Annotated in this window: 1 protein-coding gene (only partly in view); it reads left to right on the forward strand. The window is 32.7% G+C overall.

The features are described from left to right. A protein-coding gene (locus ACNI3D_RS08145; RefSeq protein WP_419768934.1) for a hypothetical protein crosses the window boundary here: on the forward strand, positions 1 to 19,338 show its 5' portion. It continues 8,160 nt past the right edge of the window; only the first 19,338 of its 27,498 coding nucleotides appear in the window; its start codon is at positions 1 to 3; its stop codon lies beyond the right edge, outside the window.

Here is a 19,338-nt window from a genome sequence, read left to right on the forward strand (position 1 = left end):
TTGGCAACTAATAATCAATCAACTCAAACAGTACAAAAAATCAATCCCCAAACAAGTAATGTCACATTAAATGATAAAGATATCTTAGACTATAAAAATGATAAAGTTGTTATTAAAGAGCAACCTAACAAAGGAGAGAATGTTGCTGTTTACGTTCGTCCTGGAGATGAAATTGATTATGATATTAATGGCCTTAATATTGATAAATTAGATTATCGTTTAGTTGGTGGCGATATTGTTGTTACTTTGCCAAAAGGAGGAATTTTTACTTTTGTATCTATGGCTCTAATGGGATACAGTGAAAATCCTCCATCTTTTAAAGGAGTAGGTGGACAAACTTTCTCTTTGGGACAAGTTCTATCTCAAGTTGAAGAAGTAAATGATTTACCAATGAACTCTTTACCTGTTGAAGCTGATATTCAGCGTGAAGATAATGTAAAAAAAATTGTTGAAGAACTAGAAGAGAAGATTGAAAAAGTCAATCAAATTATTGTACAACAAGAGATTATGGATGAAGATGTAAATAAATATGATAAGGATTCTCATTTTGATTATGAAGAACCTCCTACTCCTCCTAAAGAACCTGAAGAAAATGAATATTCAGATGATAATCCTAGCAATCCAATCGTAACTCCTGGAGAAAATGCAGAAGTAGAGGGTGTATTACCTACTCTTACTTTTGATATTAATATTCAACACATTGAAGGTACTCAAGAAATAACTGGTACTGGTACAGATACTCTTTTATCTGTTATAGGAGGTGGAGGTTCTCTTTATGCCAATGACTATCCAAGCTCTCCTGCTTTAAGTGAACTTCAAAAACAGACAAATGCAGAGGATTTAGACTACTCTTCTGTTACAAATAGTATTGCACAACAATCTGTAATAAGAGCCGATAATAAAGACTTTTTTGGAGAAGATTATACTTCTAGATTAATAAAATTATCTCCATCTCAACCTGCAGGATTTGGAGTAACAGTAATAAAAGTAAGTGGTTTACCAGGTGATGTTTCAATTGTAGGAGGTACTTCTCACGGTGGTGGTGTTTGGCTTATTAATAAAGCTGACGCAATAAATGCTGGTTTTACAGTTAATCCAAATAATGGTGAGATAAATTTTGCAATAAAATATAATACAAATATTGTTGGCTCTGAAAATTTTGAGATGACAATAGAGGCCGAGTCTGTATGGAGTGCAGATAATCTTCCTGATAGTTTAAAAGCTGATGCTGAACAACCAGTTGTAACTAGTATTACCTTTGAAAATAGTTATGGTGTTAATATTAAAGAGGTTGATCCTGATTCTCCATTAAGCTATAGATATTCTCAAGTTGGTGATAATCCAGATGGATTTGTTTTAGCTACAAATTTAAATGATAATATTATAAGAACAGGAAATATAGATACTACCGTAATAGGTGGTAGTACTACTGATACAATTTTTGCACAAAGTGGCAATGATACACTTAATGGAAATAAAGGTGATGATACTATTGCCCCTGGACTTGGTAATGATACAGTTGATGGAGGAGAGGGTAGAGACACTGTTTCTTATTCAAATTTAGCTGTTTCAAATGCAGGAGCTGGAGTTGAAGTAGATTTAGTCGCACAAAAAGCAGTTGGTTCTGGAAATGATACTTTAATTAGCATAGAAAATATAATTGGAAGTAGTTTTAGAGATACTCTTACCGGTAATGATAGTGTAAATATAATTAATGGTGGTGCAGGAAATGACACACTTGATGGAAAATTAGGGAATGATACACTTTTAGGTGATGCAGGAAATGACACTATAAAAAGTGGTTTTGGTGATAATTATATTGATGGTGGAGTTGGAACTAATACGGTTGATTACACTGATTTAGGTTCTGGAGTAAATGTAAAACTTTTAAGTCCAACTGCAGTAGGTTTTGGTGAAACATGGGGAGAAGCTACTTCAAACACAGGAGTTGATAAGTTAATCAATATTCAAAATGTTATTGGAAGTGAGCACGATGATACTTTTAGTGGTGCAGATAATACTAATAATATTTTTGATGGTAATGATGGAAGTGATATTGTTGATTATAGTTTAAATACTTCAAAGATAACGGCAAATTTAGGAACAGGTAAAGTTACATTTGGTTCAATAGAAGATACTTTAATAAAAATAGAGGGCATAAAGGGTACTAATTTCTCAGATGAAATTTGGGGTTCATCTACTGTTAACAATACTATTTATGGTATGGGTGGAAATGATATCATCAAAGGAGTTGGTGGAAATAATACCTTAGATGCAGGTGCTGGAGATGATACTATTTTTAGTGGTACTGGAGATGATATTATTGATGGAGGCACTGGAAATAATACTCTTTCTTTTGAAGATATAAATCCAAGAAATGGTGGTGTAACAGTAAGATTAAGTGATACTTCTATCCAAGATACAGTAAATGCTGGAAATGATACAATAAAAAATATACAAAATCTTCAAGGAACAACTGCTAATGATACTCTTGGTGGTACAGTAAATGATGTAAATATTTTAGATGGACTTGCAGGAAATGATACTGCTGATTATAGTTTTCTATATAGAACAAATAGTGACCAAGGAATATCTGCAAACTTAATAGATGGAACTGTTGATAAAGGGAAAAGTTCACCTGATCAAGTTATAAAAATAGAAAATATTATTGGAACTGATGGAAAAGATGTTTTCATAGGTAATAATTTTGCTAATATTTTTGATGGTGGTGAAGGTGATGATACATTTACTGCTAATGGAGTAGATAATGTCTTAAAGGGTGGTAGTGGATCTGACACTGCAATTTATAGTGGGGCAAGTCGTGAAATAATATTATCTCTTGGTGATAGTGCAACTGGAATTGTTCAAGTTGGAGCAGTTCCTTCACAAACTGATGAATTAAAATCTATAGAAAATGTAATAGGTTCAAACTATGCAGATATTTTGGTTTCAAATGATAGTAATAACATTTCAAATACTTTCAAAGGTGGACTAGGTAATGACTCCCTTGATGGTGGAAGTGGTAATGACTATTTATATGGTGAAACAGGTGATGATACTATTAAGGCAAGTAGTGGAAGTGACTTTATAGATGGAGGAAGTGACGGTGAAGTTTTAGGTGATACTATTGATTTTAGGGATATTGGCCAAAAAATTGAGTTAACATTAGCAGAAGATGGTAGTGCTTCTAGGGTAAAAGAAGGTGATTCTAAAACTTTGACACATACTGTTTATAATATTGAAAATATAACTGCAAGTGATTTGGATAGTACTCTTTTTGGTAATAGTAAAAATAATACACTTCTAGGTGGTGCTGGAGATGATACTTTAAGCGGTGGAGCTGGAACAAACTATCTTGATGGTAAAACTGGAGTAAATACTGTTGATTATAGTAGTGCTTCAAGTAATGTTACAGTTGATTTAAGTAAAACATCTCTTCAAGAAGTTTATACTCAAGGTGCCACTACAGTAAAAGATACTTTAGTAAATATTCAAAATGTAATTGGAAGTAATAACAAAGATATTATCACTGGTAGTAGTTCAAATAATTCACTTTTTGGTGGATTAGGTGATGATACTATTGTTGGAAGTGGTGGAGATGATATTTTAGATGGTGGAGATGGTATTGATGTTGCTAGTTATACAACTGCCACTGAAAATTTAAATATTGATTTAGGTGTTTCTGGAACTCCTGTTAACATAGGTACTGGATACGGTAATGATACTTTCATATCTATTGAAGGTGCTATTGGTGGTAGTGGAAATGATACTATTACTGGAACAAGTAGTTCAAATGTACTAATAGGTGGAGATGGAGATGATACTTTACTTCCAAATGGTAGTGGTAATAGTGGATTAGATGTTATTGATGGTGGAGCTGGAGTAGATTTTGTAAGTTTTAATTTTGGTGATGCTAATACAGGTATTACTTTAGATTTAGCTGATTTGGGTGTACAAAATACTGGAAAAGGTAATGTTCAAATACTAAATGTAGAAAATGTAGAAGGTGGCGGTGGAGCTGATAAACTATATGGAAATAGTACTAGTAATACCCTTACTGGATTAGCAGGTGATGATACTTTAGTTGGTCGGGCAGGAAATAATACTCTTGATGGGGGAATAGGTTTTGATACTGCTGATTATAGTGCAGTTACGACTTTAAATGGCTTAGATATAAATTTAAACCTAGGAACTCAACAAGTTCAAGATAATGGAAACTCTGGTAAAGATACCTTAATCGATATTGAAAAAATAATAGCTACTAAAAATGATGATTACATCGATGCTGCAAGAACTACTACAGATAAGATGACTTTTGAATTAGGTGCAGGAAATGACACTTTTCGTGGTGGGAATCAAGATAATATTATTTATACATCAAGACAAATAGAAGGCTCTGATGATTATACTACATACAATAATACAGTTTATAGTGGTAGTGGAAGTGATACAGTTATTGGAAGTAGTGGAAATGATACTTTTATTGTAGCTCAAAGTGATACCTTATCTAGTAATGGAAATGATAGCTTCAATGGTGTAAGTGGAATAAACACAATAGATTATAGTCAAATTCTAGATAGTGATGGCAAAGAAGAAACTGGTGGATTGAATGTAACTTTAAATGGTTCTAATACAGTTAATATCACATTATCTGGTGGAAATACAAATACAATTCAAAATGTATCTCATATCATAGGTACTGAAAATAGTGATACTTTTACAGGTGATGGTTTCGATAATATTTTAGATGGAAGTGGCGGAAATGACACTATTTTTGGAACCGCTGGGAATAATACATTAAGTGGTGGTAGTGGAAATGATAGTATAACTGGTGGTACAGGTGTTGATACTATTTATGGTGGTTTAGATAATGATACTATTTTTAGCAGTAGCGGAAATGACACTATTTATGGGGGAGATGGTTCTGATACTTTTGACTTAAGTGGTAGAAGTGGAAAAGTATTTGTAAATTTAGCTGAAAATAGATCTAAAATTGATACAAACAATAATGGTAGTTTTGATGTAAATGATGAAAATGATTTACTTTATGATATAGAAAAAGTTGTAGGGAATAGTTCAGATAATACCTTGTATGGTGATTCTCTTGATAATATTTTAGATGGTGGAACTGCTGGTAGAAATTCCTTATATGGTAATGGAGGAGATGATACTCTTATAGGAAGTGGTTCAGGGAAAGATATTGCTTATTATGCACAAGCAAGTGCTGCAATTTATGTAGATATGACTCAGAGTAAACAAGTAGTTCGAGATGGTGATTTAGGTAGTGATACTTTAATTGATATTGATGAAGTACATGGAAGTATTTATGCAGATACTTTTAAAGGGAATAGTGACAACAATACTCTAAGAGGTCTTATTGGTAATGATACATTTTATAGTAGTGCTGGTACAAATGTTTATGATGGTGGAGCTGATAATGATTTATTTATTATTTCATCAAAAGATCATGGACAAGATCAACTATTAGGTGGAACTGGTAGTGATACAGTTGATTTTAGTGCTATAACAGGATTGACAACAAAAGGTTTAGAAGTAACTTTAAATGGTAATAGTGAAGCTTCTTCTACTTTAAATGATGTTGCTTCACATAAATTAACAGGCATAGAAAATGTTATAGGTACAATTTACAATGACACAATAACAGGTGATGCAAATAATAATATCTTAAGTGGTTTTGCTGGAAATAATACTCTTATTGGTGGAGCAGGTGATGATACTTTAAAAGGTGGAACAGGTAGTGATGTTGCTAGTTATGAAACTTCTACTGATGGTATAAAAGTAGATCTAACTCAAACAAATTTCCAAGTTACAGATGATGGCTTATTGGGTAGAGATAAGTTAATTAATATAGACACTATTATAGGAAGTAATTACTCAGATACTCTTAAAGGAAGTGACTTATCAGCTGATACCTTTATTGGTGGTACAGGAGATGATTGGTTTGTAGCTTCTGCAGGAGCTGATTATTATGAAGGTGGAGCAACTAGTAGTGATACTGTTGATTATAGTGGAGCAACAACTAAACTTGTAATAGATATAAATGATGGTTCTAAATATATAAATTCATTTTATGGTACTCATGAATTTACAAATATTAATGGAATTGTTGGTGGTAGTGAAGATGATACACTTACAGGTAATAGTGGAAAAAATACTTTAATTGGTGGAAGTGGAGATGATACTCTTTTAGGTTTTGGTGGGCAGGATTATATTGATGGTGGTATAGGAAGTGATTTTGTAAGTTTTGCTTATACTTCTAGAGATATTACACTTGATTTATCAAATATAAATGAACAAAGTTATACTACTGATCCAAATGATTTAATTACAATGATTAGTATGGAAAATATTACCGGTGGTGCTGGTAATGATACAATAAAAGGAAATAACTCTAACAATATACTTGAGGGAGGATATGGAGCTGATACTTTAAGTGGTCTAGGTGGAATCAATGAGTTAAAAGGTGGAATGAATGGTTATGAATTAAGCCTTGGAGCTATTTCAAATGGTACAACTTATAGTTTTATCATTGAGGGACAAACTATTTCATATACAGCAAATGCAACTGATACTTTAACTACTGTACTTGATAATTTAGAAGATGCTTTTATTTTGTTAAAAACTAATAATAATATAACAAGCTCAAATCTTGTAAATGATGGTGCAAAACTATATCTTGAAACAGACCAAAGCCTTGGAACTGTTTCAAATGTAACTTCTGTTACTAAAAACTTTGTAGATATTGCAGACTATAGTGATAATACAAGTGGAATAAAAGTTGATTTATCTTTAACTCAAGATCCAAACTATCAAGTATATTACAATGGATATACAGGTGGAAAAGATAAACTTGTAGACATAGAAGAGATTTGGGGAACAAATTATTCTGATACTTTTGTAGGAAGTAATAGTGCTGATACTATCAAAGGTGGAGGTGGTAGTGATACTTTTACAGGTGGAGCTGGAAATGATACTTTCTATGGAGAAGCAGGAGAAGATTTATTTATAAGTTCATACGATGATGGGAATAATGTATATTATGGTGGAACAACTAATGAAACAAATGGTGATACTGTAGATTATAGTGGTATTACTGATACAGCACATTATGTTGATGGTGATTTATCCCTTGGAACTATTTCTGTAAAATTGACAAGTGATGATTCCGTAGTTAAAACAGATACTATATCAAATATTGAGAATCTAACAGGTGGTGCAGGTAACGATACTTTAAAAGGTGATATGAATAAAAACACCATAAAAGGTGGAGAAGGTAATGATAGTATTTTAATTAGTGCTGGAGCAGATAGACTATATGGAGAAGCGGGAGATGATATTTTTGTTTTCGAAAATGGAGTTGATGGCACTGGTACAATTATCGATGGAGGAAATACTTCTCAAACTAATGGTGATACAATAGATTATAGTGCTTTAACTGATGGTGTAACATTAAGATTAATGGACTCTACATATAGTGGCGTAACCTTAGGCGTTAATGCAAATAATCATAGTATTAGAAATATCAATAATATCGTTGGTTCACAAGGTAATGATACTATTGAAGGTGATAGTACTAATAATACTTTAGATGGAAATGCAGGCTTAAGTGATACTGTAAGTTTTGAAAATGCAGGTGCAAAAGTAGTAGTAAATATTGGTTCTGAAGTTACAATTTCAAATGCACCAACTGCAAATGCTACATATATTGCTAATCAAGCAGTAGGTACTACAATAGGTAGCGATACTATTACAAATTTCGAAAATATAAAAGCCGGAAGTGGAGATGATACATTAATTGGTAGTTCTGCTCAAAATATCATTTATGGTGGAATTGGGCAAGATTTTATTTATGGTGCAGCTGGTGATGATAAGCTTTTTGGTGAAGATGGTAATGATACACTTGCAGGTGGAGTTGGAAATGACTCTATAGATGGAGGAGCAGGAACAGATACAGTTAGTTACTTTGATGCCAACAGTGTAATTGTAAACTTGCGAGGTACAACAAATGGTACAGGAAATGTCAATTACTCAAGTACAACTTATACTGATAAACTTTATAGTATAGAAAATGTTATTGGAAGTGCTGGAAATGATACTATTCAAGGAAATGACGCTGATAATATTCTTGACGGAGCAGGTGGAGTAAATACGGTAAGTTATGATGGAGCAGTAGCTGGTGTTACTGTTGATTTAGGAATAACAGGGGCTCAAAATACTTTAGGTGATGGTACAGATACTTTATTAAATTTTGCTAATTTAATTGGGTCTGGTAATGATGATATATTAAAAGGAAATAGTAATTCAAATATTATAAAAGGTGGTAATGGTTCTGATAGCATATATGGAATTGGAGGAGCTAACTTTTTATATGGTGGATTAGGAGATGATACTTTTATTGGAAAAGTTCTAGGAAGCGATTTTATTGATGGTGAAAGTGGAAATGATAAAGTTAATTATAGCACTTTACTTAGTGCTAATAGTATCATTGTAGATTTAGGTACTACAACAACTTTCAATGATGAAAATGGTAACTCTCAAACAGTATATCAAATCACTATCAATGGTGGAGATAACGATTATGTTAAAAATATCACTACCTTTGAAGGAAGTCAAGGTGATGATAATTTTATAACAACTACTGGTACTTATAGCTTTATTGGTGGAAGTGGTGATGATACTTTTAGTGGTAGTTCATTTACTGGTTCTTCAATAGATGGTTCTAATCATACAATCTTAGCAGATGGTACACAAGGTGCAACAAATGCATATACTGGAAAAGGTGATACGGTAGATTATAGCAATGTTGTAGATAAAATTATTTTAACATTGGAAAATGGAAGTGATACTACAACTGTAAAAGTTGGAGGAACAGATTCTGATCACACTATTAAAAATATAGAAAATATTTATGGTTCAAATACAGCAGGTGATACTATCACTGGAAATAATTCAAATAATACGATTTTGGGACAAGCTGGAGATGATACTATTGATGGAGGAAATGGCTCTAACTATTTAGATGGTGGAACAAATGATGCAAAAGGAGATACGGTATCTTTTGTAAGTGCATCAAACTCAATTAGTGTAAATATTGGTTCATCAGATGTTGTAATAGCTGGTATAACATATACAGCAAATAGCTCACAACTAGGTTCTAACACAAGTACTGTTAAAGCTTTTGAAAATATTTTAGGTTCAAGTCATGATGATATTTTAATAGGTAGTGATTTATCTAATACAATTGATGGTTCTAATGGTAATGATGTAATATATGGTGGAAAAGGGAATAATGTCCTAAAAGGTGGAACTGGTTCAGATAGCTTTTTAATGGGTGGTTTCTTTGGTAGTGGAAATGATTATATAAATAAAGTTGATGGTGAAAGTGGCGCTGATACTATTGATTATAGTTTAATTACTACAGGTTCAATTAGTGTAACATTGGATGGAGAAGAAGAATCACAAGTTTCTATTTACAGTGATGATGATAGAAGCTCACTTATTACAAACACATATGACCTTATAAAAAATATAAGAAATATAGTTGGAACTAGTGGAAATGACTCTATCAAAGGTGATGGTAGTGCTAATGAATTGTATGGTGGTTTGGGAGATGATATTCTTGATGGTGCTTCAGGAGATGATAAACTTTATGGTGGAGAAGGAAACGACACTTTAGTAAGTGTAAGTGGAAATAATATTCTTGATGGTGGAAATAATAATGCAAACGGAGATTGGGTTTGGTATTCACAAAAATTATTAGCACTTGATTTAAATATGTCAGATGTTGATGGTAGTGGATATTCAACAGCAGATTTTGGTGCAGAAAAAGACAGGATAATAAGAGTTGAAAATATCAAAGGTACTATCCAAGCAGATTTTATTGGTGGGAATAGTTCTAATAATATACTTGATGCTTTTAGAGGTGATGGAAATATTCTTGTAGGAAGTGCAGGGAATGATACACTTCTAGGAAGTAGTAATGGAAGTGATACTTTTAAAGCAGGAATCTTACAATCAGATGATTCAACTATTGATGGTAATGATGGAAGTAATCTAATTGATGGTGTTGGTGGAAGTTCTAATACTGTTGATTATAGTGCTTATGCAAGTAATAGAAATATTGAAGTTGATTTACAAGATAGTGGTAGTTCAACAGTTACTAAAAAATTAGATAATACAACTTTTGGAACAGATACTTTAAATAATATTCAGAATATTACAGGTGGAATGGGTGATGATACAATTTTGGGTAATAATCAAGATAATATCTTAAAAGGTGGTGCTGGTTCTGATACTATTAAAGGTAGTGCAGGAAATAATAAACTTTATGGTGAAGCAGGAGATGATTTACTAATTAGTGGTAGCGGAAATGATATTATAGATGGTGGTACAGGGAGTAATACTGTAAGTTATCAAGATGCGATTGGTAATATCGCAGTAAATTTATCTGATACAAATGCACAAGTAATATCAGGAGGTATGGGAACAGACACCTTAATTTCAATCCAAAATGCAATTGGTGGAGATTATGATGATACAATTACAGGAAATGCACAATCAAATACTATTATTGGTGGCTTAGGTGATGATGATTTTATTGCAACAAATGGAGCTGATACCTATTATGGTGGAGTTGTAGATGCAAATGGTAATCATATTGTTGCAAGTGGAGAGTATAATAAAGTTGATTATGCCAATGCTGAAAAAGTATATGTTGATTTAAGTACAAAATTAACAGATGCAGATGGTAATGTATATTCTCAAGCACTAAAATCAAATAGTTCTAATACAGCAGATGGATTTGCAAATCCATATTTAGAATCTACTGATAAACTTTATGGAATTATAAATGTAAATGGTAGTGACAATTCAGATACACTTATTGGAGATAGTCAAGGTAATGAATTAAGTGGAAAAGCAGGAAATGATATTCTTGAAGGAAAAGATGGAGCTGATAATCTTTTAGGTGGAGCTGGCAATGATACTATTATTGCTACAAGTGCTTCAGATGGAATTGATACTATCGATGGTGGAGCAAATAGTGATACAATCGATTATAGTAAACTAGGAAGTGCAAATTCTATTTCAGTTACTTTAGAAGAGGCAAATACTAATGCAACTCTTTATGTTACTGGTGGAGATAACGATTTAGTTAAGAATGTTGAAAATGTTATTGGAACAGCTGGTAATGATACTATTTTTGGTAATAGTGAAGATAATACCTTAAAAGGTGGTCTGGGTGCAGATATACTATCTGGTGCAGGTGGTGATGATACTCTAGATGGTGGAGATGGATTTGATACGGTTGATTATAGTGTCTCTTCCGATGCAGTTACTGTTGATTTAGATATTACAAATACAGATCAAAATATAAGTACTTCTCAAGGTAATGATAGATTAATTAGTATAGAAAAAGTTATTGGTTCAAGTCATGCTGATACTTTCAAAACAAATTATAGTAGTAATAATACTTTTGATGGTGGTGTAGTTGATTCAGAAGGTGGCGATACAGTTGATTATAGTTCTTTAAATGTAGATGATGCAACAATTGATAAAATAGTAACTACTGATTTCTCAAATATTACAGTTTCAAGTGATAGTGCAGGTGATTCTGCTGGAACATCAACTATTACAGATACTTTTATAAATATTGAAAATATTATTGGAAGTGCAGGAAATGATACTATCTTTGGAAATGCCTCTGATAATACTATAAAAGGTGGATTGGGAGATGATACTTTAAGTGGAGCTTCAGGGGATGATTATATTGATGGTGAAGGTGGAAGTAATACTGTAAGTTATTCATATGTAACAACAACAAGTGGTGTAGTAGTTGATATGAAAGATAACACTGGTATTGTATCTATTGGAGATGAAGATACACTTGTTAGTATTCAAAATGTAATTGGTACAAAAAATTCTGACATTATTAAAATGGGAACAGCTGCCGGAACATTAGAAAGTATTGCTAATGTTATTGATGGTAGTGATGGATTTGATACGGTTAGTTATGAATATTATAGTTCAGGGCTTACTATTGACTTGGGAGCTGGTGCTGTTGCAACTGGTGATAATGATGTTTTAATCTCTATTGAAAAAGCAATAGGTGGAACTGGTGATGATATTTTTAAAACAAATACAGCAGTTAGTAATACTTTTGATGGAATAGCAGGTAGTGATACAATTGATTATTCAACATTAGCTTCAAATCAAGGAATCACTGTAACATTAAATGGTAGTACAGCAGTTGCTGTTAACATTGCAAATGCACAAAATGATTCTATTGTAAATATTGAAAATGTTACAGGTGGAGCAGGTGTTGATACTATAACAGGTGATACAAATAATAATACACTAAAAGGTGGTTTGGGTAACGATATTATTTATGGTACAGCTGGAAACAATTCTCTTTTTGGTGGAGCTGATAATGATACAATATTTAGTGGTACTGGAAATGATTTAATAGATGGTGGAATAGGTACAGATACAGTAAACTATTCTCAAGCGATTGCTGCTGTTAATGTAGACTTAGGCATTGAAACAGCACAAAATGTTGGTGGAGGAATGGGTTTAGATACTTTAGTTGGTATCGAAAATGTTGTTGGAAGTAATTTTGATGATACCTTTAAATCACATTTTACACGAAATAACAATTTTGATGGATATGGTATTGACTCAAATGGAAATACCGTTGACTATAGTGAATTAGTAGTTGATAATAAAACAGAAGATTTTGTAAAAGTTGACTTGACTGGAAGTGGTTTAATTTATATTGATGGGGTATTAAGTGCAACAGATAGTTATACTAATATTCAAAATATAACAGGAACCGATGGAAATGATACTATCTATGGAGATAGTGGATCAAATACTTTAAGAGGTGGTGCTGGTGATGACACTCTTATGGGACGAGATGGTAATGATTATTTAGATGGTGGATCTGGTAATAATACTGTAAATTATAACTATACGACTGGTGGAGTTGAAGTTGATTTTAAAGTTGGATTAGGATATGTAAATACAGGAGATCAAGATACTCTTGTAAATATCCAAAATGCAATAGGTGGAAGTGGTCAAGATAGATTTAAAATGGCTACAGGAGCAACTGCTAATATTATTGATGGGAATAGTAATAGTGGGAATCTTGTTAGTTATGAATACTATACAGCAGGGGTAAATGTTGATTTAGGAACACAATCTTCTCAAGAAGTTGTAACAGGAGACTTTGATACATTAATTAATATTCAAAATATTAAAGGTGGAGAAGGTAATGATACTTTCAAAACCAATTTTACTGCAGCAAATCAATTTGATGGTAATAGTGGGAATAATACTATGGATTATAGTAATGCTGCTTCTAATCAAAGCATTACAGTAACTCTTGATGGTGCAAATTATAGAACAGTAACTATCACAAATGCATCAAATGATACTATTAAAAATATACAAAATATTATTGGTGGAGCTGGTGCTGATAACATAGTAGGAGATGGAAATAGTAATATCCTAAGAGGTGGAGCTGGTGATGATATTATCAATGGAAATGCTGGATTAAACTCTCTTTATGGTGATGCAGGGTCTGATACAATAACAGCTGGTACGGGAGATGATTTCATTGATGGTGGTTTGGATGATGATGTTATTTATGCAAACTCTGGGGCAAATATTATTTATGGGGGAACAGGTACTGATACTATTTCAAGTGGAAGTGGAGACGATACCATTTATGGTGGAACTGCTGATGTTATAGGTACAGAAAAAGATTGGGTTAGTTTTCAAGATGCTCTAGCTAGTGTTACTGTAAATTTAAATAAATTAAGTGGAAGTAGTATTTCAGGAGTATTTACAGGAGCTACAGGTTATGCTACAAGTATTGCAACAGGTACAGATAGTCTTTTTGGTATAGAAAACATTATTGCTAGTGCAAACAATGATATTGTAACACTTCGGGATACCCAAATAAATACTATTTATCTTTCTTCTGGAAGTGATATTGTAAAAGCTGGTAGCTCTTCATATACAGGTGGTAATACAATTGATGGTTATGGAATAACTGGAACTGAAAGTAGCTCTGATAGTGATACTATGGACTATAGTGTTTTAAGTGATAATACAAATAGTATTTCAGTTGATTTAAATACCTTAGATACAAATGGTTTTGCTACAGTTGATTTTACAGATTCAAATATTTCAGATGATTTATTAAAAAGTATAGAAAATGTAACTGGAACTGCTGGAAATGATACTTTAATAGGAAGAGATTCTACAAACAATACTTTAATTGGTGGAAGTGGAAGCGACTTCTTGATGGGTAGAAGTGGAAATAACTATCTTGATGGTGGAGATGGAAGTTTAGGTAACTATGTAAGTTATGGATATGTTGGAAGTTCTAATAATGTAGTAGTTGACTTGACAAATCAAACTGCAAATGTAGTAGGTAGTGGATACAGCGATACTATTAGAAATATTCAAAATGCTATTGGAGGAGCTGGCTCAGATACAATTATTGGAAGTGGTGCACAAAATACATTGATTGGTGGAGATGGTGCCGATAAATTTGTTATGATGGGTGAAATTGGTGATACAGTATATGCTGGAAATTGGGATGGTTCAACTCATACAGATACAAGTACACAAGACAGTATTGATTATAGTTCTTACAATAATCAAGTTATTGTAAATCTTACTTCTCAAACAGCTAAAGTCGATTTAGCAAATAATAATTTTGCAAGTGGTACAAAAGATGATACTTTCTTTGGTATAGAGAATGTTATAGGTACATCTTTTGCAGACACTATTACAGGTGGAGCAGGAGTTAATACAATTCATGCTGGACTTGGAAGCGATATTATATATGCGGGAAGTGGAGCAGATATAATTTATGGTGAAGCTGGTGATGATACTATTTATATGCAAAGTGTTGCTAATTCAGCATCAAACTTTATAGATGGTGGAACTGGATTTGATTTAGTTGATTATAGTGGATTAGATCAAAGAGTTGTAATTAATATGCAAGGTGTTACCAATGTAGATGTTCAAGTGGGTAATACATCAAATCATCACACAATCACCTCTATAGAAAATATAGTTGGAACAAATCAAGATGATACAATCACAGGAAGTGATGGGGTTAATACTTTTGTTGGATTAGATGGAGTTGATAGTATCTATGGAATTGCTGGAAATAATCTTATTTATGGTGGTTCACAAGAGAGAAACTCTACCTCATCAGATGGTGATTTTATTCAAGGTGGAAGTGGTAATGACACTATTTATGGAGCTGCTGGTGCCGATGATTTAAGAGGTGGCTTAGGAAATGATACAATCTTCGCTGGAGCCAATGACGATATTATTCGAAGTGGAATAGGTGAAGATATTGTTTATGGTGAAGCAGGGAATGATACTTTTGTATTTGAAGCTGCTGATAATATGACAAACTTTGTTTATGGTGGAGATGAAACAAGCGATAATGGAACTCTTGATATGGTTGATTATCGATTAGCTATCAAAGGTATGACCATTGATTTAAGTGGAAAAACAAATATAAATAGTGCCGATGAAGCTACATATGATGCAAATGTTATAGGAACATATAATAATAATGGTTTTGCTTATAGTCAAGATCAAGGATTTAATCTACTTTATGGAATCGAACAAGTAAGAGGTAGTGATTTAGAGAGTGATACTATAAGAGGTAATAGTTCTACTAACTCTATTTGGGGACATGGTGGAGATGATACCTTATATGGAGTTGATGGAGCAAACTACTTAGATGGTGGAGCAAATAATGACTTAATCTTTGCAGGTCATGGTGCAGATGTTATGGTAGGGGATAGTGGAGATGATATTTTTAAAACCTATTATAATGCATCAGGAACAAATGCCGATGAAAAATTTGGAGGAGATAACACTATTTATGGTGGTACTTGGGATGGTACTACTGCAGGACTTGCTGGTAGTGATCTTGTAGATTACCAAGTCATTGACAATAATTATAATGTATTTGTAGATTTGGGATTGACTGATGGTAGTGTTCAAATAAGGGATAATAGTACTTTAGCAGTTCAAAAAACTGATGCACTTTTTTATATTAATAGTGCTATTGGAACAAGTGGTAATGATACTTTCAAAGGAAATTCAAATGCAAATGTTTTAAATGGATTTGCGGGGAATAATACAGCACTATATACCTATACAGCTCTAATTGCAGGTATATCTGTAAATTTACAAGCAGGAACAGTAGATAAAATAGTAACTGGAAATACAAATCTTACTGATACTTTATCAAATATTCAAAATATAGTTGGAACAAGCTATGATGATAATTTTGTAACAAAAATAGATGAAGCAAATATTATTGATGCTGGAGATCAAGGGACAAATGGAGATACTATAGATTATAGTACAAATGGTACAACAAATATAGTTCTTGATTTAGATGTTTCTCATACTACTGATTATTATGGAGTAGGAGCAATCAATGATGGTACATATGCAAGTGTATATGTAAGTAATGGTTCTACTGATAAGATAAAAAATATTGAAAATATCAAAGGTAGTGGTGGTTCTGATACTATTTATGGAAATGCTTCTGATAATACTATTTATGGTATGGGTGGAAATGACACTATTTATGGAGTTGCTGGTTCAAATTATATTGATGGTGGAGCAGGTGATGACTCAATTTATAGTGGAACAGGAGCAGATAAACTATTTGGTTCTTCAGGTAATGATATCTTTAGAGCAACAAGTGCCTCAAGTTTTGCAGGAGATGTAATAGATGGGGGAACTGAAGTAGATAGTTCTAATAACTTTATTGGAAGAGGTAGTGATACTGTTGATTATAGTTTATTAGATACAACTGGTTTTACAAAAGGTGTTGATTTAACTTTATCAAACGATGCAAACACTACGGTAACTATAAATGGTAGCAATTCTCATACTATTGTTAATATTGAAAATATTATAGGAACAACTGTTAATGATACTATTAATGGAGATGGAGGAGATAATACATTAGTAGGTGAAACAGGTAGTGATACTATTAAAGGAACAGCAGGAGATAATACTATTTATGGGGATAAAGTTGATGGTAGTGAAGCTGATGTTGTAGGAAATAGTGACTTAATTTATGCAGGAACTGGTGACGACAAAATTTATTCTGGTGGTGGTAGTGATACGATTCATACTTCATTGGGAAGTGATACTATTTATGGTGGTTCTGGTGATGACTTTATTTATGCTGGTGTTGGAAGTAATAAGATTTATGGTGGAAATTATATTGTAGCTACTCAAACACATAGTGATAGTGGAAATGATACAGTAAGTTATGAAAACATTGTTGGAAGTGGTGTTATTGCAAGATTGAATTCTAACTTAGCAATAGTTAGTGCAACTGGAAATGCTGATGTATTATTTGGTATAGAAAATGTTACTGGTACAGCTTTGGCAGATGAGATAGTAGGAAATTCAGCTGAGTCAAATACTCTTATTGGTGGAGCTGGTAATGATACAATAAATGGATTAAGTGGTAATAATAATCTACAAGGTGGAGCTGATAATGATACTATAATCTCAGGTAGTGGAGATAATATTATAGATGGTGGAGCTGGAAGTGATACAGTTGATTATAGTTATTTAACAGGTACCTCATTTGGTGATGACGATGCAACAAATGGAAAAGTTAATGGAGTCTATTATAGTGGTGTAAAAGTTGATTTAACAGATTCTAATACTCAAAGAATACATGATAACTATGGTAGTGATACTATCTCTGGAATTGAAAATGTTATTGGTTCTACAAAAGATGACCATATTATTGGAAATGATGAAATTAATATTCTTGATGGAAAAGGTGGAAATGACTATTTTGTTCTAGGACAAAATATAGATACTATTCTTGGAGGAACTGGAACAGATACTATTGAGTTCAGTGATACGGGAAGAAATGGTACTACTATTGGTGGAGTAAATGTTGATTTAAATAAAAATCAAACTCTAGGAAGTGCTGATACTTATAGAGTAATTGATGATGGATTTGGAAGTGCAAAATATCTTGATAGTATTGAAAATGTAATAGGTACTAGTTATGATGATATTATTTTTGGAAATGGGGATGCCAACTCATTAGTAGGTGGTGCTGGAAATGATACATTAAAAGGAAGTTTAGGTGCAAATGTTCTTGATGGAGGAGCAAATGAAGACTGGGCATATTTTGATGATATAGTAGTTTCAGGTGCTACAATAGTACTTGATACTGATGGAAATAATGCAAATGGTAGTCAAGGTACATCTACTATAACAGGTTATCAAACTACATTGATGGGTATTGAGCATGTAAAAGCAACAGCATTATCAGATACTATAACAGGTGATTATAACGATAACTCAATATTAGCTGGTGGTAATAATGATACTATTTACTCTTCACAAGGAAGTGATTATATTGATGGAGAAGAGGGTTCTGATACAGTAGATTATGCAAGAAGTGATGTAAGTGCTGGACTTATCATAGACCTTGGTGCAACTCAAAATGATGGAGATAATACTACTTGGGCTGTACAAAATGATGGATATGGAAATAAAGAGAGACTTTTTAATATAGAAAATGTAGTCGGAACCAAAGAAGATGATTTCATAAAAGGTAATGGGCAAAATAATACTTTATTTGGAAACGAAGGTACAGATACACTTTATGGAATAAGTGCTAATAATATATTAGTAGGTGGTGCAGGAAGTGATGTATTTAGAGGCGGAATAGGTGATAATATAATTTATGGTGAAAATTATGTATCACTAGGTGGAGCTGGAACTGAAAGTGCATTTGAAATTGCAAACGCAAGGGATAAAATTGATTTTAGTGATGCTGGTGTTTCTGTTACATTAAATTTAAGTGATACTACTGATATAAACTATATAAATGAAACTACACTTACCCTTGATGCAAGAACTTCAATTGGTTATGGGAAAAATACAATTTATAATGTTGAAGATGTAGTTGGAGGAAGTGGTTCAGATACCTTGATTGGATCATCTGTTGGCAATGTAATAGATGGTGGAGCTAACAATGATATTTTATTTGGATTTGGAGGTTCTAATACCTTAATAGGTGGATCAGGTGATGATACTATCCTAGGATTATTAAGTGGTGATGCTATTTACGGTGGTACATTTGATGGAACAACTGCTACAAATAGTGGTTCAGATTGGGTTGATTATAGTTATATTACTCTTACAGATGGAAGAGCTATTAATGTTGATTTATCATTAGGGTCTAATCAAGTAAGTCAAGTAGGAAATATTGCTAATGCAGATACT

Origin of the sequence: Arcobacter siniprincipis (SeqCode), from assembly GCF_048571125.1 — a bacterium.
GTDB lineage: Bacteria > Campylobacterota > Campylobacteria > Campylobacterales > Arcobacteraceae > Arcobacter > Arcobacter siniprincipis.